Below are 23114 nucleotides of genomic sequence, written 5' to 3' on the forward strand. Positions count from 1 at the left end.
GCATTTTAGCCTGTCCGTATAGAGGTTCTTAGCATTTATTTCGCATTTGTCCTGTCATTTGGCAATAACGCGGAGGCGAAGGCCAAAGGAATGCCGGCTTGAAATCCTCTTGCGAGGAAGGGCGTCTTCACAAGCAAACCCTCTCCCACAATGGTTCTGCGTCGGTCACAGATCCAGTGTGGGAGCGAGTCTGCTCGCGATGCTTTCAGGGTTTGCGCGGACTCAGCACTATCTGCGCCGGAACACTGCGCAAAATCTGCCGCTCCAGCTTCAGATCAAACTCAGGATCGAGCTTCTTCACCCGTTTGGTCAGCAAATTAGCCAGCCAAGGGTAATCATTGGTGCGCGGAGCCTGAATGCTCACGTCGCACTGAAAATTCACCACATCGGCGGCGATGGCGTCCAGTTGGCGACGCAATTTGCCCATATCGTTGATATTCAGCGCGACCGTGGTGCTTTCAGCCGTTAGATCGATGACCTTGGCTTTTGGCCTGGCTTCGGCAGCCTTGAGGTCGGCTTCGGCTTTTTCCAGCTCGGCCTTGCGCGCCTGGGCAATCGAGCCGTTGACTCCACCGGTCAGCGCCGGAGCCTTGGGCATCAATGCGCGGGCACGGCTCAGGGCGGTCGCGGCGGCATCCACGTCACCCTTTTGCAACACGATCTGGCTGCGGCGCAGATAGGCTTCGGCCAGTTGCCGCTGGTACTGCTCAAGGGAAGCATCGGTAGGCGATTCGGCCTGCAAGGCTGCCAATTGGTCTTCGGCGGTCGCCAGTTCATCGCTGGCGATGTTTTGTTCCAGCTGTACGATGGCCGTGGCCCGCGCATCCGCGGCCGCGGTGGCCGCCGGTGGCGTGCTTTGGCAGGCGCCCAGCAGCAAAGAAAATGCGACAAGGAGCAGATAACGGGAGGCGAACGACTTCATTCCTGCGACTCTCTATTTGCGCAAAAAACGAGCAAGTCTACACCCCTCGACGGGGCAGAACAAAACTCAGCAGAAACAGCACGGCGGCTGCCACCACAATCGACGGGCCGGCGGGGGTGTCCTTGAACCAGGACAGTGCCAGCCCGCCACACACGGCGAGTATGCCCAGCAGGCTCGCGCCCAGTGCCATCTGCTCCGGTGAGCGGGCATGACGTTGTGCCGCGGCAGCCGGGATGATCAGCAACGAAGTTATCAGCAACACGCCAACGATTTTCATCGCCACGGCAATCACTACGGCGATCAACAGCATCAGGGCCAGGCGCAATCCAGCCACCGGCAAGCCTTCGACCCTGGCCAGTTCTTCATGCACGGTGATCGCCAGTAATGGGCGCCACAACGCAACCAGCAACCCCAGTACCGCAGCGCTCCCGCCGAGAATCCAGGCCAGATCGGTTGGACTGATTGCCAGCAGGTCGCCGAACAGATAGGCCATCAGGTCGATCCGCACTTCGTGCATGAAGCTTAGTACCACCAGGCCCAGAGAGAGCGTGCTGGGTGCGAGAATCCCCAAAAGCGTATCGGATGCCAAAGGCTGGCGTTGTTGCAATGTCACCAGCAACACCGCCAACAGCAAGCAGCCAACGGTGACGGCAACGGTCGGGCTGACATCCAGCAGGAAGCCCAGAGCCACGCCGAGCAATGCCGCGTGGGACAGGGTGTCGCCAAAATAGGCCATGCGCCGCCAGACCACGAAAGACCCCAGCGGGCCTGCAACGACGGCCAGGGCCAGGCCTGCAAGCAGGGCGTAGAGCAGAAAATCAGCCATGCTTGCAGCTATCTCCGTGAACATGGTTATGGCCCGACGCGGGCGCCTTGACCACCGAGCCATGCAAGTCGTGGGCGTGGTCGTGATGGTGGTGATAAATCGCCAGGCTTTGTGCGTTTTTTCCGAACAGCTCGACGAAAGCCGGATCGCCGCTGACCTGCTCGGGATGGCCGGAGCAGCAGACGTGACGATTAAGGCAAACCACCTGATCCGTGGTGCTCATCACCAGATGCAAATCATGGGAGACCATCAGCACGCCGCAACCGTGGCGGTCGCGCAGGCGGGTAATCAGGCTGTACAGCTCCGCCTGGCCGGCCACGTCGACACCCTGTACCGGTTCGTCGAGTACCAGCAGTTCAGGTTCGCGCAACAAGGCCCGGGCCAGCAACACGCGTTGCATTTCGCCACCGGAAACGCTTTGCACCGGGCTGTCGATCACCTGTTCGGCGCCGACTTCCTTGAGTGCCGCCAGGGCCATCGCGCGGTCCACGCCTGGCACCAGGCGCAAGAAGCGCAGGACCGACAGCGGGAGGGTCGGATCGACATGAAGTTTTTGCGGCATGTAACCGACCCGCAGCTTCGGCTTGCGCCAGACACTGCCGCTGTCCGGTTTCAACAGGCCGAGCACGGCACGCACCAGTGTGGTCTTGCCGGCGCCGTTGGGGCCGATCAGGGTAACGATCTGCCCCGGCTCGACGCTCAGCTCAATGTTGTCCAGCACCGGTTGCCCGGCGAACGTTACGGCAACCTGCTCAAGACGGATCAGTGCGTTGCTCATCAAGCCCCCTGGCAGCCCGAGCAGAGACCGACCACTTCGACGGTCTGGCCTTCGACGACAAACCCGACATCCCTGGCGCTGGCGATGATCGCGTCACTGATGGACTTTTGCTCAAGTTCGATCGCAGCGTGGCATTCACGGCAGATCAGGAACTGACCCTGGTGAGCATGTTCCGGGTGATTGCAGCCGATGAAGGCGTTGAGCGAGGAAATGCGATGGACCAGGCCGTTTTCCAGCAGGAAGTCCAGCGCGCGGTACACCGTCGGCGGCGCGGCGCGGCGGCCGTCCTGCTCGCTGAGAACCGCGAGAATGTCGTAGGCACCCAGGGGCTTGTGGCTTTGCCACACCAGTTCCAGCACTCGCCGGCGCAAGGCGGTCAGGCGCAGGCCTTGACGTGCGCACAGGGCATCGGCCTCGGACAAAGCGCTGTGAACGCAATGTGAGTGGTCGTGGGGGCGGCTGGCAATCGGTGTTTTTAGCATGAGCGGCGACGAGTTTTGTGAGAGACGTTATTATGTTACTCGTTCTCGCCTCTTCGAGTAGTCATCGTGTCCCGACTTTTTTCTATCTTTGTCGCATTTGTCGCAAGTTTTCTGTTGATCGGTTCGGCGCAAGCCGAGGTCAAGGTTCTTACCAGCATCAAGCCTCTGCAATTGATCGCCGCGGCCGTGCAGGACGGCGTGGCGATTCCTGAGGTTTTGCTGCCGCCGGGTGCCTCGCCGCATAACTATGCGTTGCGCCCATCCGACGTGCGCAAGGTGCAATCGGTGGACTTGCTGTACTGGATCGGCCCGGACATGGAAGGTTTCCTGCCGCGCGTGCTCAATGGTCGTACATTGCCCAGCGTCGCCGTGCAGGACCTGCCGGGTATGAAACTGCGCCGCTTTGCCGAAGATAGCCACTCCCACGCCGAAGAAGCCGACGAACATGATCACGATCACCGTCCGGGTAGCCTGGATGCGCATTTGTGGCTGTCGCCGGTTAACGCTCGGGTCATTGCCGCGAAAATGGCAGCTGACCTGAGTGCCGCCGATCCTGACAATGCTGCGCGTTATCAGAGCAACCTGAAAGCCTTCGACGAGCGTCTCGATGCACTGGATGCGCGCCTGAAGAAGCGCCTGGCCGATATTCAGGGCAAACCCTACTTCGTGTTCCACGAAGCCTTCGATTACTTCGAGGACGCTTACGGCCTCAAGCACGCGGGTGTGTTCAGTGTCGCGGCCGAAGTGCAACCCGGTGCCCAGCACGTCGCGACAATGCGTGCGCGCTTGCAGGAAGTCGGCAAGACCTGCGTGTTCAGCGAGCCACCGCTGCGTCCGCGTCTGGCGGAAACCCTGGTAGCCGGGTTGCCGGTGAAACTGGCTGAGCTGGATGCGCTGGGCGGGTATACGCCGGCCACCGCTCAAGGGTATGAGCAGGTGCTGGAGAAGCTGGGCAATGATCTGGCGGGGTGCCTGGAGTCACTGTAACTCAACATTTGCGGTGCCCCATTCGCGAGCAAGCCCGCTCCCACATTAGACCGGGTTCTTCCAGATGGAATGCGGTCAAATGTGGGAGCGGGCTTGCTCGCGAAGCTTTTAGAGGGCGAACGGCAAAGGCGTGTTGACTGTCTGCCTCTGTGCCAATCGCAATTGAAATTCCATCGGATCGTGAATCAACACATCCTGCCCGGCAAATGACTCCGCCGCGATCAACCGCGACAACCAGAACCGTACGCAAGCCACCCGCAACATGGTCGGCCACAACTCGGCTTCGGCAGCGGTGAACGGTCGCAAGGCCGCGTAAGCGCCCAGCAAGGCCCGCGCTCGCGGTCCATCGATCACGCCGTCGTCGTCCGAGCACCAGTCGTTCAGGGCAATCGCCACGTCGTAGAGCATCGGCCCGGAGCAGGCGTTGTAGAAATCGATCAGCCCGGTCAGGTGCGTGCCTTCGAACATCGCGTTGTCGCGGAACAGGTCGGCGTGAATGTTCGCCCGCGGCAGAGCCAGGATTTTTTCCTTCTGCCGGGTGATTTCATCCAGCGCCCGTTGCAGCAGGTCTTTCTGTTCGGCACCGAGGTGTGACAGAAACTGCGTGCCCTCTTCCAGCATCCAGTCCAGGCCGCGATCGGTTTTGCGCTTGATCATGTTGCCCTGGGTCGCCAGATGCAGATGGCCGAGCAACTCACCGACCTGCGCGCAATGTTGCGCGTTGGCTTGCTTGATGTGCTTGCCGGCCAGGCGCGGTTGCAGCAAGGCAGGTTTGCCCGCCAGTTCGCGCAGGGCCACGCCGTCGGTGGTGCGCAGGGCGTAAGGCACCGGCAGGTCGGCGCCGTGCAGCACGTCGAGCAGTTCGATAAAGAACGGCATTTCCTGAACCGGACCGCGCTCGACCAGGGTCAGGACGAATTCGCCCTGCTCCAGGCTGATAAAGAAATTGGTATTTTCGCTACCGGCGGCAATCCCCTGGAAATCAAGCAGGCGGCCGAGGCCATAAGGGGCGAGAAAAGCTTCCAGCTCGGGCCGAGCCAGGGGGGTGAACACAGACATGTTTAAACTGCCAGTACGGGCGCCGCTGTTGAGCCAGCGCCGATTAAAGTTAAGGACGACTTACCACTTAAATATTTCCCACGCCGGAATCAGCATATCCGGGTAATCCGAGCGGATGAAGTTACCTTCTGATCCGTCGGCGCGTACCAGGAAATATGGCTTGCCGCCTTTGGGCGTGACTTTGATTGCATACAGGAAGCCGTTTTGGCGGTATTCCTGGATGAGCTTGTCCCCTTCCGTGCGGATCGTGACATCCGGCTCTGGTGTCGGCGCACCGTCCGCCGCCATGACGGCCAATGGGGCGATTGCAAACAAGCCAGCCAGCAACAGGCGATTTGGTGTGCGCATGATAACCTTGTCCCTTTGTCGTCAACGGTCCCGCTATTCTAGCGCCGGACCCGCCGAAAAGGTTGATCCTGCTCATGAGCCAAGCCCCCCTCGTCCTGGTGGACGGTTCTTCTTACCTCTACCGCGCCTTTCACGCGCTGCCGCCGCTGACCACGTCCAAAGGCCTGCCGACCGGCGCGGTCAAGGGCGTGTTGAACATGCTCAAGAGCCTGCGCAAGCAGTATCCGGACAGTCCGTTCGCCGTGGTGTTCGACGCCAAGGGTGGGACTTTTCGCGATGACATGTACGCCGAATACAAGGCCAACCGTCCGAGCATGCCTGACGATATGCGCGTGCAGATCGAGCCGCTGCACCAGAGCGTGATCGCCCTGGGCTTCCCGCTGCTGTGCGTCGAAGGCGTCGAGGCCGATGACGTGATCGGCACCTTGGCCCGCAGCAGCGCGGCGGCGGATCGTCCGGTGATTATCTCCACTGGCGACAAGGACATGGCGCAACTGGTCGACGGCCACATTACCTTGGTCAACACCATGACCGGTAGCAGCATGGACGTGGAGGGCGTGAAGGAGAAATTCGGCGTCGCTCCGGAGCAGATCATCGATTATCTGGCTCTCATGGGCGATTCTTCCGACAATATTCCCGGTGTTCCGGGTATCGGCCCGAAGACGGCTTCAGGCCTGCTGGTCGGTGTGAATGGCGGCCTGACCGAGCTCTATGCACAGCTCGATATCGTGCCGACCCTGCCGATTCGCGGCGCCAAGACTCTGCCGGCCAAGCTCGAAGAGCACAAGGAGATGGCATTCCTCTCCTATCAACTGGCAACGATCAAGGTCGACGTGCCACTGGACATCGGTCTCGATGACTTGCAGATGGGTGCGGAAGATCCGGACAAGCTGTTCGAGCTCTACACCCTGCTGGAGTTCAAGAGCTGGCTGAACGATCTGCAGCGGGACGCCAAGCGTATCGAACTGAGCAGCGCTGCCGAGCCTGAGCCGGCGGTTGATCTGTTTAGCGCTGTCGAGGCCGAAGCACCCGTTGTGGCCGCTGAAGCCCAATATGAAACCATCCTCGATCAGGCGCGATTCGATGCCTGGCTGGAAAAGCTGAACAAGGCCAGGCTGTTTGCCTTCGACACTGAGACCACCGGCATCGATGCGCAGCAGGCAAAACTGGTGGGCCTGTCGTTCGCGGTTCAGGCCAACGAAGCGGCTTACATCCCGTTGACCCATTCTTACATCGGCGTGCCGCAGCAGCTGGATCGCGACACTGTTCTGCGCGCGCTCAAGCCGATACTGGAAGACCCGAACAAGCTCAAGGTCGGCCAGCACGCCAAGTTCGACATGAACATCCTGGCCAACTGCGCCATCGGCGGCGATCAGGACAACGGCATCACCGTACGCGGCATTGCCTTCGACACCATGCTTGAGTCCTATGTACTCAATTCCACGGCCACGCGCCATGACATGGACAGCCTCGCGCAGAAGTATCTGGACCACACCACGGTAAGTTTCCAGGACATCGCCGGCAAAGGTGTGAAACAGCTGACGTTCGATCAGATCGCCCTGGAGCAGGCCGGACCTTACGCCGCCGAAGATGCGGATATCACCTTGCGTCTGCACCAGACCCTGTTCGAAAAACTCTCGGCCATTCCGAGCCTGGCCAGTGTGCTGACTGACATCGAAATCCCGTTGGTGCCGGTACTGGCGCGTATCGAGCGCCAGGGCGCATTCGTCGACGCCGCCCTGCTGGGTGTGCAAAGCATCGAGCTGGGCGACAAGATGGTGGCGCTGGAGCGCGAAGCCTTCGAGATCGCCGGCGAGGAGTTCAACCTCGGTTCGCCCAAGCAACTTGGCGTGATCCTTTACGAGAAGCTCGGCCTGCCGGTATTGAAGAAAACCGCCAAGGGCCAGCCGTCCACCGCCGAAGAAGTGCTGGCCAAGCTGGCAGAAGACGACTATCGATTGCCGAAAGTGCTTATGGAATACCGCTCCATGAGCAAGCTCAAAAGCACCTACACCGACCGTCTGCCGGAGCAGATCAACCCGCGTACCGGGCGAATCCATACCTCGTACCACCAGGCGGTGGCGTCCACCGGGCGATTGTCCTCCAGCGATCCGAACCTGCAGAACATCCCGGTGCGCACCGCCGAAGGGCGTCGCATCCGCCAGGCCTTTGTGGCCCCGGCCGGTTACAAGCTGCTGGCGGCGGACTATTCGCAGATCGAACTGCGGATCATGGCGCACCTGTCCCGGGATGAAGGGCTGATGAACGCCTTCCGCCACAACCTGGATGTGCACACCGCGACCGCCGCCGAAGTGTTCAAGGTCGAGTTGGCCGAGGTGACCTCCGACCAGCGCCGCAGTGCCAAGGCGATCAACTTCGGTCTGATCTACGGCATGGGCGCGCAGAAGCTCGGCAAGGACATCGGCGTCGACACCAAGACCGCCAAGGCCTACATCGATACCTACTTCGCCCGCTACCCTGGCGTTCGCCAGTACATGGACCGCACGCGTGCCCAGGCCGCCGAGCAAGGTTATGTCGAGACGTTCTTCGGCCGTCGCCTGTATCTGCCGGACATCAACTCCAACAAGCCGCAAGAGCGCGCCGCCGCCGAACGCACGGCGATCAACGCGCCAATGCAAGGCACCGCTGCGGACATCATCAAGAAAGCCATGGTCGCGGTGGATAACTGGCTGACCGCGTCTGGTCTCGACGCCAAAGTCATTCTGCAGGTGCACGATGAACTGGTGCTTGAGGTGCGTGAAGACCTGGTCGACCAGGTCCGCGATGAAATTCGCGTGCACATGAGCGAGGCCGCGAAACTGGATGTCCCGTTGCTGGTCGAAGTGGGTATTGGAAATAACTGGGATGAGGCTCACTGAGGCTTGTAGGAGCGAGCTTGCTCGCGATGGAGCGTCAGATACATCGATTTCGACTGAAATTCCATCGCAAGCAAGCTCGCTCCTACAGAAAACTGTCGTGTTCTGCTGCGGCATAGAGCCGCGGCAGAAGGCGCAGGTCGTTTAGACCGGAAGATAATCAGAGTTATTCCAAAGCTATTTGAAAAAAATCTGAACTAATCTTGCGAACCACCACTCAGAGATACTGAATGGCTGGTGAAGCCCTTCGATGCTCCTATGTTGTGTTAAGTGTTGGCAGATATCTGGACCCCGCCCTAGCGGTCTAGAGCTTGAACCCCGGAACTTCTCCCTCCCCATATGAAGTCCGGGGTTTTTTTTGCCTGGCGAAAACTGTCCGTGATGCGCTCATGCTGCGTTAAAAGCGCGGCTCGAAATGCTCATTTAGGCCCCTAAACTCCGCTTTCGAGCCGCGCTTTTGCCTTGCCTGAGCGCACCACAAACAGTTTTTGATATTTATTGAATCTCTACCTCGGCACCCTTGTCCGCCAGTTCCATCCAGCCTGCAAGCACTGTGTAGGCTTCTTCCAGGCCCATGCGCTTGGGGGCCGAGAACAGCTGGATCGTCACGAGATCGCCCCAGCCCTTGCGGATTTCCGCCTGAACCTTGAGCAGCGTGTTCTTGGCCGCGCCATAGGTCAGCTTGTCCGCCTTGGTCAGCAGAATGTGCATCGGCATGCCGGCAGCCACGGCCCAGTCGAGCATCAGCAGGTCGAAATCGGTCATCGGATGGCGGATGTCCATCATCAGGATCAGACCTTTCAAACTCTCGCGCCCACCCAGATAAGCCTCGAGGTGACGCTGCCAGTGTTGCTTGAGCGGGATCGGTACTTTTGCATAACCGTAGCCCGGCAGGTCGACCAGACGGCGTTCATCGTCTAGCTTGAAGAAATTCAACAGTTGCGTGCGCCCCGGGGTTTTCGAGGTGCGCGCCAGGCTGGCGTGGGTCAGGGTGTTCAAGGCACTCGACTTGCCGGCGTTGGAACGCCCGGCGAAGGCGACTTCGAAGCCCTCGTCATCCGGACATTGGTCGACTTTGGCGGCGCTGAGCATGAAGGTGGACTGTTGGCACAGACCGAGGATGGGATTCTTGAGTTGCATGGGATTTCCGATGTGGGCGGCGCCAGGAATGGGCGCGGCAAGCAGTGTCGCTTCCGTTTCAGTGACGCCAGTATATAATGCCGCAGATTTTGTGTGCGCTTTGTCCCAGCGTAGGATGAAGTTCACGAGAGCGACAGACCTTGATTGCGCACTAGAACGCAGCTCGCTCTCAACCCTGAAAAGGTCGTTTTATGACGAAATGGCTGCTAGCTGCCGGTGTCATGATGCCGCTTTACAGCGCTCAGGCTACACAGGATCCGGAAGCTGTGTACAACCGTGTTTGTGGTGCCTGTCATTCCGGCCAACTCCCCATGGCGCCGAAAAAAGGCGATCAGGAAGCTTGGACGCCGAGGTTGGCGAAAGGTATGGAGACGCTGGTGCAACACGTGACCCAGGGTTTCAAGGCGATGCCGCCGCGTGGTTTGTGCATGGACTGCAGTGCCGAGGATTACCAAGCCATCATCCTCTGGATGAGCGAGTAAACCCGGCCCATAACTCTTAACCCTTAGCCGTAGTTGGATTAGCTGATGAAGAAATTGATCGTGAGTCTGCTGTTGACCGTGGGCATCTCAGGCTTCGCCCATGCTGCAGGTGAGGCAGTACAACCGGGTGATGCAAAAGTCGGCCAGGCCAAAGCCGCCGTATGTGGCGCCTGCCACGGCCCGGATGGCAACAGCATGGCGCCAAACTTTCCAAAACTGGCCGGTCAAGGTGAACGCTACCTGACCAAGCAATTGCACGATATCAAGTCGGGCAAGCGCACCGTTCTGGAAATGACCGGCCTGCTGACCAACCTGAGCGATCAGGACCTGGCGGACATCGCCGCCTACTTCGCCAGCCAGAAAGGCAGCGTCGGTGCCGCCGATCCGAAAGTCGTGGCTCGCGGTGAAGCACTGTTCCGCGGCGGTGATCTGACCAAGGGCATGCCAGCCTGCACCGGTTGCCACTCGCCAAATGGCGCGGGCAACGCACCCGCCGGTTTCCCGCACCTGGGCGGCCAGCACGCTCAGTATATCGCCAAGCAACTGACCGATTTCCGCAAGGAAGAAGGCGGCCGCAACAACGACGGCGACACCAAACCGATGCAGACCATTGCCAAAAAGCTGAGCGACGAAGACATCGCCGCGGTGTCCAGCTACATTCAAGGCCTGCATTAAGGCCGGCGGATCGGGCGTTGAACGGGGTGCTTATTACCTGCAACGTTAACGCTCGATTAATCCGTCCCGGCAAGTATAAAAAGGGTGGCTTTGGCCGCCCTTTTTTGTGGCCGCTGCCGTTACACTACAGAACTCAAGCCCGCCAAGATCTGTCTGATGACAAGTCGCGCGAGGCGAAAAAATTTGTCCAGGAGTGAAGCATGCGTAATCTGATCATCAGCGCCGTTTTTGCCGCTGCCAGCCTGTTCGGCATGACTGCCCAGGCCGCTGAAGCCCCCGCCGCACCTTATGTCGAGCTGAGCAATCCGGTTCCGGTCGCCGTGCCTGGCAAGATCGAAGTGGTCGAGCTGTTCTGGTACGGCTGCCCGCATTGCTACGCCTTCGAGCCCGTGATCAATCCATGGGTCGAGAAACTGCCGACGGACGTGAATTTCGTACGCATTCCAGCCATGTTCGGTGGCGCGTGGGATGCTCACGGTCAGATGTTCCTGACCCTTGAAGCCATGGGTGTCGAGCACAACGTTCACGCCGCGGTGTTCAACGCAATCCAGAAAGAACACAAGAAACTGACCGACAAGGATGACATGGCCGACTTCCTCGCTACCCAAGGCGTGGACAAGGAAAAGTTCCTCGCGACGTTCGACTCTTTCGCCATCAAGGGGCAGATCGTCAAGGCGCGTGAACTGGCCAAGAAGTATGAAATCTCCGGTGTTCCAACCATGATCGTCAACGGCAAGTACCGCTTTGACGTAGGCTCTGCCGGCGGTGCGGAACAGGCCCTGCAACTGGCCGACAAACTGATCGACAAAGAGCGAGCGGCTAACAAGGCTGCCGCCAACTAAGGGCAGTCACTGCCATGCGCCGATGGGGTACTGAACGCATCGTTGGCCTGCATGATCCACGGGTCAACGAGCATCATCTGGAGTCCGCGGGCTTGCCCGCAGACAGTCGTCTGCGCTTGCTCAGTTTCAATATCCAGGTCGGTATCAGTACCGAGCGCTATCGGCATTACCTGACCCGGGGCTGGCAGCATTTGCTGCCACACACCGGGCGTGCCGACAATCTGCAGAAAATCGGCAATCTGCTGGGCGACTTCGATCTGGTCGCCTTGCAGGAGGCCGATGGCGGCAGCCTGCGATCAGGCTACGTCAATCAGGTTGAACACCTGGCCCAACTCGGCGCCTTTCCCTACTGGTATCAACAACTCAATCGCAATCTCGGTCGCCTGGCCCAGCACAGCAATGGCGTGCTCAGCCGATTGCGCCCGTGGGCCATTGAAGATCATCCGTTGCCGGGGCCAAAGGGTCGCGGAGCCATTCTGGTACGGTTCGGCGAAGGCCCGGAAGCGCTGGTGGTGGTCATGATGCACCTGGCATTGGGCGCCCGGGCGCGCAGCCTGCAACTGGCCTACATCCGCGACCTGATTGGCGACTACAAGCACCAGGTACTGATGGGCGACATGAACACCCATGCCAGTGACCTGCTGCACAACTCCGCGTTGCGCGATCTCGGTCTGCTCGCGCCGCAACTGGAAGCGACGTTCCCCAGCTGGCGCCCACAGCGCTGCCTGGACCATATCCTGCTGAGCCCGAGCCTGACCCTGGAAAAGGTCGAGGTGCTGGCACAGCCCATTTCCGATCACCTGCCGGTCGCGGTAGAGATTCGTCTGCCGGGTTCGCTCACGGCCGATGCATTGCCCGCGTTGAGTCCTGCCCCTCGCGGATCCCATGAATGAGCGACGAAGCACAGCGCTGGAAAGAAAAATACCTCCAAAGCATCGAACAGCAGGAAAAGCTCGAACGTCGCTGGGATGCGCGGCTCGACTTGCTGCGTCGTGGACTGGTGCGCAGCACCCTGGCGGCCGAAGGTACTGACCGCGCCGTTGACCTATGCATGAAGGAAATGCGCGAGGTCGTGCGTACCGACGACATGGACGCCGGCCTGGCCGCACTGATTCCACGCCTGGAAAAGGCTGTGCTCGACTCGGAGCAGCGTCGGGAAACCCGGGTCAACCAGACCAGTGCCGCCCTGACCGCGCTGGTCACTCAGCTGCAAACATTGCCGCTGCCGCGGGATGTGAGCCGACCACTCAAGAGTTTCGCCAAGCAACTGGATGCGCGGGTCAGTCAGGCACGTGAGATACCCTTGTTGCTCAGCGAGCTGAGTGGCTTGCAAGGCAAGGCCCTGAGCCAGCTGGAGGCCCCGACGGAACCCGGTCGGCCGGGCTTGCTGCAGCGGTTGTTCGGCGGTCGTGAAGCGGAGGAGACGGCGACTTCTCCTGCGCCGGCCGCCCTTGTAACCGAGAGCCCTGCGGCGAATATCGAGTCGACCCCGCTCGTCATTGAGCCGGCTATCTTCGAAGTACCTGCTGCTGAGCGAGTTGAAGGCGAGTCCGTGCCCACCGAGCCGGCAGCCGTGGCTTTTGCACCTCCGGCTGTGGAGCCTCAACCAGTCAGCGCAGATGCGGCAGAAATCGAATCGGCCGAGAAACCGACTCCGGAAACCATCACGACACCGCCTGAGCCGGAAGCCAACCCTGATGAACTGACTGCGCAAGCATCGCCGGATAGCGTGCCCTTGCCTGCGATTCCAACGGAGGACGTGGTCGCCGCTGATCAGGCGCAATCCGGGCACGACATTCTCTACGCACTCCCGGATTCCCCCGAGCCCTCCTACAGCTCGGTGGCCAGCCACATCGAAGACACGCTGCTGGGTCTGCTTGAAGACCTGACATTGCCCGAACGTCATCGCCCGCAAGCCGAATCCATGCGCGATCGTCTGAAAAACGGTCTGAACTGGTACGAATTGCTGCCTATTCTCGACGACTTCGCCACGTTGATGCTGGCCATTACCGACAGCGGCCAGCACGAATTCGAAGCCTATCTGCAACGACTTAACGAGCGCCTCGAATCGTTCCAGAGCAACTTGCAGGCCGCCACCGCAGGACACGCCGACAACCGTTCGGCGGCGCGGCAGATGGACACGCAGATCCGCGAGCAGGTCGATGGCCTGCAAAGCAGCATGCAGGAAGCCGCGGACCTGGAAGATCTCAAGCACGTCCTGGAAAACCATCTCGAAGGCTTGCTGGGCACCATGGACCAGCACCAGAAGCAGCGCGATGAACGTGAGCAAGAGGTCGCTGCACGCCTGCACAGCCTGGCCGAGCGGGTCGCCCATATGGAGCAGGAGGCCCAGGGTTATCGCGAGCACCTTGAAGAGCAACGTCAGAAGGCATTGGTCGACCCGTTGACCGGCCTGCCCAACCGCGCGGCCTGGAGCGAGCGCCTGGATCATGAAGTTAAACAATGGCAGCAGCATGGCAACACGCTGATGCTGGCCATGCTCGACCTCGATCATTTCAAGCGCATCAACGATAACTACGGGCACCTGGCCGGTGACAAAGTGCTGAAAATCATTGCCAGCGTGTTGCGCAAACGTCTGCGCGGAACGGATTTCATTGCCCGGTTTGGCGGTGAAGAGTTTGTGCTGTTGATGCCATCCACGCTGCCGGCGGCGGGGCTGAAGCTGCTGGAAAGCTTGCGTGCCTCCATTGAGGCCTGTCCGTTCCACTTCAAGGGAGAGCCGGTGACCATCACCGTGTCTATCGGAATGACCGCGTTCAGGTCGGGTGAGCACAGCGATCAAGTGCTTAAAAGAGCCGATCAGGCGCTGTATCGCGCAAAAAATGCCGGTCGCAACCGGGTGGAACCGGGCTGACGATCATTTGTTCCATTTTGTTTAATTCGATGCGATTGCCGTCAGCTCGCAAGGCATTACGTTACACTGTTGCATTATTGTCTTGTGTGTACTGCCTTTCGCCATGAAATATTTTGCTCTGATCGTGTCACTGGTTCTGCTGGCCGGCTGTGCCAGCGGCCCTCGTTACGACACTAGCCACCCTTCGGCCAATCACGACAGCCGCGTGCAATTTGTGGTGGTGCATTACACCAATGCCTCGCTGGAGCGGTCGTTGCAACTGCTGACCCATGGTGAAGTCAGCAGCCATTACCTGATCGGTGACGACAAGGGCGCCACCATCTACAAGCTGATGGATGAAAACCTGCGGGCCTGGCACGCCGGGGAGAGCGAGTGGAATGGCCGGACCTGGCTGAATTCCAGTTCCATCGGTATCGAAATCGTCAACCCGGGCTTCAAGGACACCCCGACCGGGCGCGTGTGGTATCCCTTCACCGAAGATCAGGTCCAGTCGTTGATCGTGTTGCTCAAGGACATCAGCAAACGCCACGGCATAAGGCCTCGCGACATTATCGGCCATAGTGATATTGCACCATTGCGCAAGCTGGACCCGGGGCCGCTGTTCCCCTGGAAGCGTCTGGCCGCCGAAGGCCTGGGTATCTGGCCGAACGAACAATTGGTGGCGCGCCAGCAAATGCAGTTCGCCGAACAGTTGCCGAGCATCAGCTGGTTTCAGGCGCAATTGACCCGCCTGGGTTACGCCTCGCCACAAACTGGCGAGCTCGATGTCGCAACGCGGCATGTGATAGCGGCATTCCAGATGCATTTCCGCCCGGCGCGCTTCGATGGCACTCCGGATGCGCAAACTGCGGCGCTACTCCTGGTGTTGAATCAGACAAAATAATGACGCCCGCCCGACGGTCAGGGCTTTTTCCCAATCAGCAGCTATAACTCATTGGTAATACTTCGGATATTGCACAATGCCAGCTGCTCGAGAGACCTTCCCTGGTTGGTTCCGTCACCCCTGGTTCCTGGGGCTGATGTCTGCTGTCTTGAGCGCAACGTTATTGATGGCTGGCAGCCTGTTCGTCGCCATACACCAGGTCGAGCAAAACGAAAGCGAAGAAATGAATGCTCAGGGTGAGCGCTTCCTCGCCCGCCTGGAACAGCTCTTCGGGCAACTGCGTGAAAGCCTTGACGACCTTGAAGCGCAACCGTTGCGCGGCTGCGATGCTGAAATGATCGCGACCTTGCAACAGGTTACGTTCAATTATCGCTTCGTCTACGAAGCTGCCTACATGGACTCCTCGCGAATCTGCTCCAATCGACCTCGCCAGGAAGGGCTGTCGCTGATTCGATCGCCAGACATCAAGGGCCCGACTTACAGCTATTGGCTCAACACCACCACTGAACCCGATGAAAACCGCGCCGCGCTGATGCTCGGGCGCGGGAATTTCCGGGTCGCGACCTCTCGCGGGCATTTGACCGATATGGTCGACCTCTCTCCGGGCAGCAGCCTGCTGGTTGTCCTGGACCATGGTGCGCGCGCGATTCCGGTGTTGGGCGCTACTCAGACCTGGCCGCCGGTCGAGTCCTGGCCACCAAAAAACCGTGATGCGTTGCAGATCACCCAGACACGCCTGATATACCGCATGCCCACCGACAACCCGGAGTATCAATTGGTGTTGATCAGCCCGCGTAGCGGTATGCACATCCCCGCGGTCTGGTGGTGGCTGCTGCCGGCCAGCCTGGCGCTGGGCATATGCGTTGGGTTCCTGGTGTTTCTGCTGGTGCGCCAGCGGCAGTCGCTGGACGCCGAACTCACCGGCGCGATTCGCCGTGGCGAGTTGCAGGTGCTGTATCAACCGATCTTCGACCTCGATAGCCGCAACTGTGTCGGGGCTGAAGCGTTGCTGCGCTGGCGCAGGCCGGACGGTACCCTGACCAGTCCCGATCTGTTCATTCCGATGGCGGAGAACACCGGTCAGATTCGCCAGATGACGGACTTTGTCCTGCAACGCCTGCTCGAGCAACTCGGCCAGTTGCTGCGTGCCAACCCGCATCTGTATATCTCGGTCAATCTCGCGGCGTGTGATGTGATGGTTCCGCGGATCGGCCAGGTGATGGCTAGGCTGCTGACCCTGCACCGCGTCGCTGCGCGGCAAATTGCCTTTGAGGTCACCGAGCGCGGGCTGGTCGATGTGGTGGTGGCCCGGGAAAACCTGCAGTCCTTGCGGGATGTCGGGCACCAGGTGTTGATCGATGACTTTGGCACCGGCTATTGCAGCCTCGCCTATTTGCAAACCTTGCCGGTCGATTGCCTGAAAATCGACAAGGCGTTCATTGATGCGTTGGGCCATGACGCCGCCAGCAGCGGTGTGGCCCCGCACATCATTCATATGGCCCAGTCGCTGCACTTGAAGGTGATTGCCGAGGGCATCGAACATGAGGCCCAGGCCGAGTTCCTGAGCAGTGAAGGCGTGAAGTTCGGCCAGGGCTGGCTGTTCGCCCACGCGTTGAGCGCGGTTCAGTTCATTGAATTGATAACCCGGGGGCGACGCCTGGCTGGCCGGCGCCTGGATGACGAAGCGTGACCGCGACCTAAACGGTCAGCGCCATGTAGAACTGGGTACCCTGCCCCGGCCTTGAATAGACGCCCATCCGCCCGCCATGCAATTGCACGATTTCCTTGCACAAGGCCAGGCCGAGCCCGGCCCCGCCCTTCTTGCGCCCGACCTGCACGAATGGCTCGAAGATCCGCCCCTGCTGACCGTAGGCAATGCCTTCGCCGTTGTCCTCGACACTGATGATGACCCGGTCGCCGTGGCGCCGGGCCTGCAGGCGTATCCGCCCGCCGGAAGCGGTATGGCGCAAGGCGTTGTCGAGCAAGTTGTCGAGTACCCGGTCCAGCTGTGGCTGGTCGGCCTGCAACCGCGGCAAAGGCCCCTGCACTTCCACCAGCAGACTGATTTCCTTCTCTTCTGCCGATGTGGCAAAGCGTGACTGAGCCTGTTCCAGCAACGCTTCGATGGAGCACGGTGCCAGGGTGAGTTTCTGCAAGCCGTTCTGGTAACGGGAGAAATTGAGCAGGTCATTGATCAGCTGCATCAGCCGCTGCATTTCTTCATTCACGGTATCAAGCAGGTCGGCTTCCCGGGAGTCCGCAGCAAAGTGTGCGCGCTCACGGAACAATCCGAAGGCCATGTGCATGCCGGTGACCGGTGTGCGCAATTCATGGGAGGCACGCAATACAAATTCGCTGCGAACCCGTTCGAAGGCACGCTGTTCCGTAACGTCATGCAGCACCATCACGGCACCGAGAATATGGCCCTGGGTATGGCTGACCGGGGTCAGGCTATAGGTCAGCAGTCGCGACTCGCCGTCGACTTCGACACTCAAGTCTTCCGGCGCCCGCTCCAGCGTGCCGCCACGCAGCACCAGTTGCAGCTGATCATCGAGTTCGGGGCGCTCCAGCGCCGTGCCCAACCCCTGACCCAGGCGATCTGACTCCCAGCCCAACTGACGCTGGGCTACAGGGTTAAGGTGTTCCAGGTGGCCCTGACGGTCGATCATCAGCAGTCCGTCGTCGATGCTGTCGAGCACGGCCTGCAAACGCTGCTGACCGGCCAGCAACTCATCGACATTGGTGGCCTGATGTTCACGCAGCGCCTGGGCCATGATCCCGAAACGCCGGGTCAGCTGGTTCAGTTCCATCGCCGAAGAGATCGGCAGGGTGACATCGAAATTACCCTGGCCGATATTGTCCGCCGCCTTGGCCAAGGCCTCGATGGGCTCGCCGAAACGCCGGGCCATGGCCTGCGCGGTCACGAAGCCGATGATCAGCACCGCCAGCCCCACCAGGCCAAGTAACCCGGCAATCAGCAGTGCCTGCTCCCGGGCCTGGCGCTCGGTATCGTTGATGTTATCCAGCGCGCGCTTGTGCTCGGCGATCAGGCCATTGCGCAGTGCGTTGAATTTATCTGTGAGGTCGTCCTGGCTGCTGAGCACATTCGAGGTGTCCGGGGACGCTTCATAAGCCCGGATAAAGCGCTCGTAATCGGCCTTGGCTTTTCTGAAACCGTATTCGCTTCCTGTTTCTGCCGGTTCCTGGGCAATGCCTTGTTCGAGCAGTTCGAAGTAATGCTGCTTCGAGGCCGCGAAGGCCGCAGAGTCGGGTTTCTCGCTCAGCATGATGATTAACTGGTCGCCCAGGGTCTGACGCAGCTTGAGCCCCAGGTCCAGGGTGATGAAATTGCTGCGTATCAGCGCTTCCTGGCTGCCGGCCATCTGCATCACGCTGACCAGCCCGAGCGAGAGCCCGAGCAAGGCGACGGTGATCAGGGCGGAGATGCTCAGGAAAAGCCGGGTCCGCAATTTCATCGCCAGTTTCATCGGCTATTGCTCACAAGTTGTACTGCTTGCGTTTGCGGTACAGCGTCGAGGCGTCGATGCCCAGGATTTTGGCGGCCTGGTCCAGCGTGTCGGCGGTGGCGAGGACCGCGCCGATGTGGGCCTTTTCCAGCTCGTCCAGGCTCAATGCCGCGCCGATGCGAGGTGTATTGTTGGCTGGGGTTTCGGCCATGCCCAGATGACTGATCTCGACCCGTTCCTGCGGACAGATGATGCTCGCCCGCTCGATCACGTTGCGCAGCTCACGGATGTTGCCCGGCCAGCGATAGCTCAGCAGCGCTTCCCGGGCCTCGTCGCTGAAGGCGCGTGCGGGACGGGCGTACTCCTTGACGAAACGCGCCAGGAAACGATCGGCCAGGTTGAGAATATCTTCGCGGCGTTCGCGTAGCGGTGGCAGGTGCAAGGTAATGACATTCAGGCGATAGAGCAGGTCTTCACGGAAGCGACCGTCGCGGACCATGTCCTCAAGGTTGAGGTTGGTGGCCGCAAGGATGCGCACATCGGCACGTCGGGTCACCGGATCACCAACGCGCTCATATTCTTTGTCCTGAATAAAACGCAGCAACTTGGGCTGCAATGTCAGGGGAAAGTCACCGATCTCGTCGAGAAACAGCGTCCCGCCGTCAGCCTGGTTGACTCGGCCCAGGGTGCTTTCGCTGGCGCCGGTGAAGGCGCCGCGACTGTGGCCGAAGAGTTCGCTTTCCATGAGTTCGGCGGTCAGCGACGGGCAGTTGATCGTGACGCAGGATTTCTTCGCGCGTTTACTCCAGCCATGAATGGCTTGGGACAGTTCGCCCTTGCCGGTACCGGATTCACCAAGAATCAGGATATTGGCATCGGTCGTGGCAACCTGGCGGGCGGTTTCGAGTACCACTTTCATGGCCGGGCTGTGGGAGTCCAGGCCATCCATGGGCTTGCGTACTTCACCTTCCAGGGCTTCCAGTCGCGCCGACAGTTGCCGCACTTCCAGTTGCTTGGCGGTTGCCAGGCGCAATTGATCGGGGCTGCACGGTTTGACCAGATAGTCGGCGGCACCGGCCTGAATCGCATCCACCGCCGTGTCGACAGCCGAGTGCGCAGTGACGATCACTACCCGCATCCAGGGCGCCTGGATACGCATCTGGGCCAGCACATCGAGGCCGTTGTCTTCACCCAGGCGCAAATCGAGAAAGCACAGGTCGAAGACCTGTCGCTGCAACAGGGTATCTGCCTGCGCGGCGCTGGTGGCGGTGGCCACGCTGTAGCCTTCGTCTTCAAGGCAATAACGGAAGGTACGCAGGATAGCGGACTCATCATCCACCAGCAGAATGCGGCCTTGATGCTCAGTGGCTGATTCCATTTTCCTGCGCTCCTTAATGAATGATCTTTATTTAGGCCCGGAAAAATCGGGCAAGTTGCATGATTGATTCTGAGCCAATGCTGTCATGGCAGAGTAGCTTTCATCCGATGTATCGGTTAGCCACCCGGTTATGCGGGTCTTTTAGTAGATGCCCGGGTCCTGACAGTGGACAGCCTGTATTTCTGACATCCGCGCCCTTCTCTCAATTCAAAAAATTTACACCTTCCCTTCAAGTGAATCGTGCAATACGCACGACTGCACCCGTGGCATCGTGCAGGATGCGTGCGAAGTGATTTCCTTGGTGTGCATAAGATATTGAAATAAAAGGAGAATATTTCGAGGAAAAGGTGGCATGCGGGCTGCAATTGTCTGGTTAACCAGGGCATTCAAAGACAAACGCCCGCTATCGAATACCGACCCGAGTGGTAGGAGCTCCAGGATGAACCGTCAACGTGCCGCCCGCCTGCACCTGTCGCCTGTGCATATCCAGCAAGGGCTGTTTGCTGTTCTGGCGCTGTTGATCACCCTGATCGGCGGCCAGCAGTTTCTGCGCTGGGAGCAGAGTCGGCAGCTGGAAGCGCCATTCCTGTCGACTCCGCATCCGACCCAAACCCATTTCAGTGCTGTCGGCAGCGGTCAGGCCGATAGCCCCCCGATGCGCATGATGGATGTCGACCAGGCCGGGCCTGTGGGTGAGATGCGTCATCAAGAGCGTTGGGTGTTCTAGGCAAAACCTCCGCCGCACCCGATGCGCCGGGAAACGCAGCACCTCTAAACAGAAGCGTAAGGAGAATCACCATGTTGAGCTGGGCAATCACATTCCTGATCATCGCCATCGTCGCCGCCGTACTGGGCTTCGGTGGTATCGCGGGCACCGCCACGGGTATCGCCAAGATTCTGTTTGTCGTGTTCCTGGTGATGTTCATTGCCTCTTTCTTCTTTGGTCGTCGCGGTCGAGGCTGATATGAGAGGAGGCCACAGCGCCTCCTTCCACCTGCGTCACCTGAGGAAGGCTGGCGCATGACCAAGGGGTCGGGATGTTCTGCCTGTTTCAGGGGCGGAGTGACCTACGGGTACAGGGAGTGCCTGCGCAAGGGCCGGGTCAGGAAAAGCTACTGCGCAAGTTCGCCGGACCACCATGGCTCGACGGACTTGCGAAGGGCTTGAATACGCAACACATTGAAATAGAGCGCTCGTCTCGGTTTCACCAGTGTTATCGCTTCCTTGTCCTTGTTACGTCGCAAAATACTTTTCCAGGTGTTTCGCCAGCGACCGTATATCGAGAAAAAAGCATTTTCTTTGGCAATGATTTTTCGCTTCGTCCAGCGGGATTCTGCTGAAAAATCAACGTTCAGCCACTGCTCAAAAAACATTCAATCTGCTCTGTGATGACCGGTTCACGGCACTTATGCCTGCTGAAATGTCGCATTCGAACCGATTGCGACGTCGCTTTCGGTAAAAAAACTCCATGCCGATTTGGCATGGGGTAGGCGTTTACGGCATTAGACGGCGCTCCCTTGCATCGGAATAGTTGCGCCTTTTTCGCCTGCCGGAGAGCCGTCAATACGCGTTCCGGGGCACCTTATACGGGGGTAGATGCACCAGACTTTTTCGCCATAAGCGTTCCAGTTCGCGCATCTCCCTGAGTCAAACAACAAGTAAGGGTAAAGATATGAAGAAGGCAAAGCTTAGCCTCGCCTGGCAGATCCTCATCGGTCTGGTATTGGGGATTGCAATCGGTGCGCTGCTCAACCATTTCAGTGCCGAAAAAGCCTGGTGGATCAGCAACGTCCTGCAACCGGCAGGCGATATCTTTATCCGTCTGATCAAGATGATCGTGATTCCGATCGTCATCTCCTCCCTGATCGTCGGCATCGCAGGCGTCGGTGACGCCAAGAAGCTGGGGCGTATCGGCTTCAAGACCATCATCTACTTCGAGATCGTCACCACCATCGCCATCGTGGTCGGTCTGCTGCTGGCAAACCTGTTCCATCCGGGTGCCGGCATCGACATGAGCACCCTGGGCACTGTGGACATTTCCAAGTACCAGGCCACGGCGGCCGAGGTTCAGCATGAACACGCGTTCATCGAAACCATCCTCAACCTGATCCCGTCGAACATCTTTGCGGCCATGGTTCGCGGTGAAATGCTGCCAATCATCTTCTTCTCTGTATTGTTCGGTCTCGGTTTGTCGAGCCTGCAGGCGGACCTGCGCGAGCCGCTGGTGAAGATGTTCCAGGGCGTATCGGAAAGCATGTTCAAGGTCACTCACATGATCATGAACTACGCCCCGATCGGCGTGTTCGCACTGATCGCAGTGACTGTGGCCAATTTCGGCTTCGCGTCGCTGATACCGCTGGCCAAACTGGTGATCCTGGTTTACGTCGCCATCGCCTTCTTCGCTTTCGTGATCCTGGGCCTGATCGCTCGCCTGTTCGGTTTCTCGGTGATCAAGCTGATGCGCATCTTCAAGGATGAGCTGGTACTGGCCTATTCCACCGCCAGCTCCGAAACCGTGCTGCCGCGCGTGATCGAGAAGATGGAAGCCTACGGCGCGCCGAAAGCCATTTGCAGCTTCGTGGTGCCGACCGGTTACTCGTTCAACCTCGACGGTTCGACCCTGTACCAAAGCATTGCGGCGATCTTCATTGCCCAGCTGTACGGCATCGACCTGTCGATCAGCCAGCAATTGCTGCTGGTACTGACATTGATGGTCACCTCCAAAGGCATCGCCGGCGTACCGGGCGTGTCCTTCGTGGTACTGCTGGCCACCCTGGGCAGCGTCGGTATTCCACTGGAAGGCCTGGCGTTCATCGCCGGTGTCGACCGCGTCATGGACATGGCCCGTACCGCACTGAACGTGATCGGCAACGCCCTGGCCGTTCTGGTTATCGCTCGTTGGGAAGGCATGTACGACGACGCCAAGGGTCAGCGCTACTGGAACTCCCTGCCGCACTGGCGCAGCAAGGAACAACTGCCGATGGGTGAAGTTTCCAAGAACTGATGCAACACCCCTTGTGGGAGCGGTACAGGCAATAACAGACAAACCCCGGAGAAATTCGGGGTTTGTCGTTTCTGGCCACCCCGCTATCAT

22 protein-coding genes are annotated in these 23114 nt (G+C 59.5%); 12 read left to right on the plus strand and 10 right to left on the minus strand.

All coding sequences use genetic code 11. The annotated features are described in order from the left end of the window. Window positions 1-205 precede the first annotated feature (205 nt). From ACCD00_RS16655 to zur, 4 genes are read right to left on the minus strand one after another with little or no spacing between them, the layout of a single operon-like run. Window positions 206-922, minus strand: coding sequence for a PA5502 family lipoprotein (locus ACCD00_RS16655; protein ID WP_413426148.1), 717 nt, complete (start codon window positions 920-922; stop codon window positions 206-208). A 37-nt stretch (window positions 923-959) separates the two neighbouring features. Continuing rightward, entirely contained in the window at window positions 960-1748 is a 789-nt protein-coding gene (gene znuB / locus ACCD00_RS16660; protein WP_008018446.1) for a zinc ABC transporter permease subunit ZnuB, read from the minus strand. After that, window positions 1741-2526 (minus strand): zinc ABC transporter ATP-binding protein ZnuC, encoded by a 786-nt coding sequence (znuC, locus tag ACCD00_RS16665; protein WP_008064713.1) that lies wholly within the window; start codon window positions 2524-2526, stop codon window positions 1741-1743. The genes znuB and znuC overlap by 8 nt, the downstream gene beginning before the upstream one ends. Further along, entirely contained in the window at window positions 2526-3008 is a 483-nt protein-coding gene (zur, locus tag ACCD00_RS16670; protein ID WP_413426151.1) for a zinc uptake transcriptional repressor Zur, read from the minus strand. Before zur ends, znuC begins: the two co-directional genes overlap by 1 nt. A 66-nt stretch (window positions 3009-3074) precedes the next feature. Between zur and znuA the strand changes: the two genes are divergently transcribed. Continuing rightward, entirely contained in the window at window positions 3075-3995 is a 921-nt protein-coding gene (znuA, locus tag ACCD00_RS16675) for a zinc ABC transporter substrate-binding protein ZnuA (RefSeq protein ID WP_413426153.1), read from the plus strand. Between the two features lie 108 nt (window positions 3996-4103). On the opposite strand, the gene ACCD00_RS16680 is transcribed toward znuA, so the two are convergent. Together ACCD00_RS16680 and ACCD00_RS16685 are read right to left on the minus strand one after the other, a co-directional pair. Further along, on the minus strand, window positions 4104-5054 hold the full coding sequence (locus ACCD00_RS16680) for a homoserine kinase (RefSeq protein WP_413426155.1): 951 nt from the start codon (window positions 5052-5054) through the stop codon (window positions 4104-4106). Window positions 5055-5114: 60 nt separating this feature from the next. Beyond that, window positions 5115-5402: a DUF2782 domain-containing protein gene (locus ACCD00_RS16685; RefSeq protein WP_413426157.1), complete on the minus strand. Its 288-nt coding sequence runs from the start codon at window positions 5400-5402 to the stop codon at window positions 5115-5117. A gap of 74 nt (window positions 5403-5476) precedes the next feature. On the opposite strand from ACCD00_RS16685, the gene polA reads away from it, so the two are divergent. After that, a complete protein-coding gene (polA, locus tag ACCD00_RS16690; RefSeq protein WP_413426159.1) occupies window positions 5477-8281 on the plus strand; it encodes a DNA polymerase I in 2805 nt (934 codons plus the stop codon). A gap of 492 nt (window positions 8282-8773) precedes the next feature. Here polA and yihA read toward each other — a convergent pair whose 3' ends face one another. Then, window positions 8774-9418: a ribosome biogenesis GTP-binding protein YihA/YsxC gene (gene yihA / locus ACCD00_RS16695; RefSeq protein ID WP_413426161.1), complete on the minus strand. Its 645-nt coding sequence runs from the start codon at window positions 9416-9418 to the stop codon at window positions 8774-8776. A gap of 191 nt (window positions 9419-9609) precedes the next feature. On the opposite strand from yihA, the gene ACCD00_RS16700 reads away from it, so the two are divergent. The 7 genes from ACCD00_RS16700 (at window position 9610) to ACCD00_RS16730 (ending at window position 16865) form a co-directional block, all read left to right on the plus strand. Further along, complete coding sequence (locus ACCD00_RS16700) at window positions 9610-9900, plus strand: c-type cytochrome (RefSeq protein ID WP_008018455.1); 291 nt, start codon at window positions 9610-9612, stop codon at window positions 9898-9900. A 45-nt stretch (window positions 9901-9945) separates the two neighbouring features. Beyond that, on the plus strand, window positions 9946-10575 hold the full coding sequence (locus ACCD00_RS16705; protein ID WP_413426163.1) for a c-type cytochrome: 630 nt from the start codon (window positions 9946-9948) through the stop codon (window positions 10573-10575). 200 nt (window positions 10576-10775) lie between these two features. Then, window positions 10776-11417, plus strand: coding sequence for a thiol:disulfide interchange protein DsbA/DsbL (locus ACCD00_RS16710; RefSeq protein WP_413426165.1), 642 nt, complete (start codon window positions 10776-10778; stop codon window positions 11415-11417). A 14-nt stretch (window positions 11418-11431) separates the two neighbouring features. Next, window positions 11432-12310 carry an endonuclease/exonuclease/phosphatase family protein gene (locus tag ACCD00_RS16715; protein WP_413426167.1) on the plus strand — a complete coding sequence of 293 codons (879 nt, stop codon included), beginning with the start codon at window positions 11432-11434 and terminating at the stop codon, window positions 12308-12310. After that, the gene (locus ACCD00_RS16720) at window positions 12307-14292 is read left to right on the plus strand and encodes a GGDEF domain-containing protein (protein WP_413426169.1); all 1986 of its coding nucleotides are present in this window, start codon (window positions 12307-12309) and stop codon (window positions 14290-14292) included. The genes ACCD00_RS16715 and ACCD00_RS16720 overlap by 4 nt, the downstream gene beginning before the upstream one ends. Window positions 14293-14395: 103 nt before the next feature. Continuing rightward, window positions 14396-15175 (plus strand): N-acetylmuramoyl-L-alanine amidase, encoded by a 780-nt coding sequence (locus ACCD00_RS16725; RefSeq protein ID WP_413426171.1) that lies wholly within the window; start codon window positions 14396-14398, stop codon window positions 15173-15175. A 76-nt stretch (window positions 15176-15251) separates the two neighbouring features. Next, on the plus strand, window positions 15252-16865 hold the full coding sequence (locus ACCD00_RS16730) for an EAL domain-containing protein (protein WP_413426173.1): 1614 nt from the start codon (window positions 15252-15254) through the stop codon (window positions 16863-16865). 7 nt (window positions 16866-16872) lie between these two features. On the opposite strand, the gene ACCD00_RS16735 is transcribed toward ACCD00_RS16730, so the two are convergent. Continuing rightward, a complete protein-coding gene (locus ACCD00_RS16735; RefSeq protein ID WP_413426175.1) occupies window positions 16873-18663 on the minus strand; it encodes a KinB sensor domain-containing domain in 1791 nt (596 codons plus the stop codon). A gap of 10 nt (window positions 18664-18673) precedes the next feature. Then, window positions 18674-20020 carry a sigma-54-dependent response regulator transcription factor AlgB gene (gene algB / locus ACCD00_RS16740; protein ID WP_413426177.1) on the minus strand — a complete coding sequence of 449 codons (1347 nt, stop codon included), beginning with the start codon at window positions 20018-20020 and terminating at the stop codon, window positions 18674-18676. A gap of 439 nt (window positions 20021-20459) precedes the next feature. Here algB and ACCD00_RS16745 point away from each other — a divergent pair, with 439 nt between their 5' ends. After that, window positions 20460-20747 (plus strand): hypothetical protein, encoded by a 288-nt coding sequence (locus tag ACCD00_RS16745; RefSeq protein ID WP_413426179.1) that lies wholly within the window; start codon window positions 20460-20462, stop codon window positions 20745-20747. A gap of 71 nt (window positions 20748-20818) precedes the next feature. Next, the gene (locus ACCD00_RS16750) at window positions 20819-20983 is read left to right on the plus strand and encodes a DUF1328 domain-containing protein (RefSeq protein ID WP_003170804.1); all 165 of its coding nucleotides are present in this window, start codon (window positions 20819-20821) and stop codon (window positions 20981-20983) included. Window positions 20984-21132: 149 nt separating this feature from the next. Here the strand turns inward: ACCD00_RS16750 and ACCD00_RS16755 are convergent, their stop codons facing one another. Beyond that, a complete protein-coding gene (locus ACCD00_RS16755) occupies window positions 21133-21393 on the minus strand; it encodes a hypothetical protein (RefSeq protein WP_413426182.1) in 261 nt (86 codons plus the stop codon). A gap of 299 nt (window positions 21394-21692) precedes the next feature. Here ACCD00_RS16755 and gltP point away from each other — a divergent pair, with 299 nt between their 5' ends. Continuing rightward, the gene (gene gltP / locus ACCD00_RS16760) at window positions 21693-23024 is read left to right on the plus strand and encodes a glutamate/aspartate:proton symporter GltP (protein ID WP_413426184.1); all 1332 of its coding nucleotides are present in this window, start codon (window positions 21693-21695) and stop codon (window positions 23022-23024) included. The last annotated feature ends 90 nt before the right edge of the window (window positions 23025-23114 follow it).

The sequence above is a fragment of the Pseudomonas sp. Pseusp3 genome (assembly GCF_047304225.1).
GTDB classification, from domain to species: Bacteria; Pseudomonadota; Gammaproteobacteria; order Pseudomonadales; family Pseudomonadaceae; genus Aquipseudomonas; species Aquipseudomonas fluorescens_CD.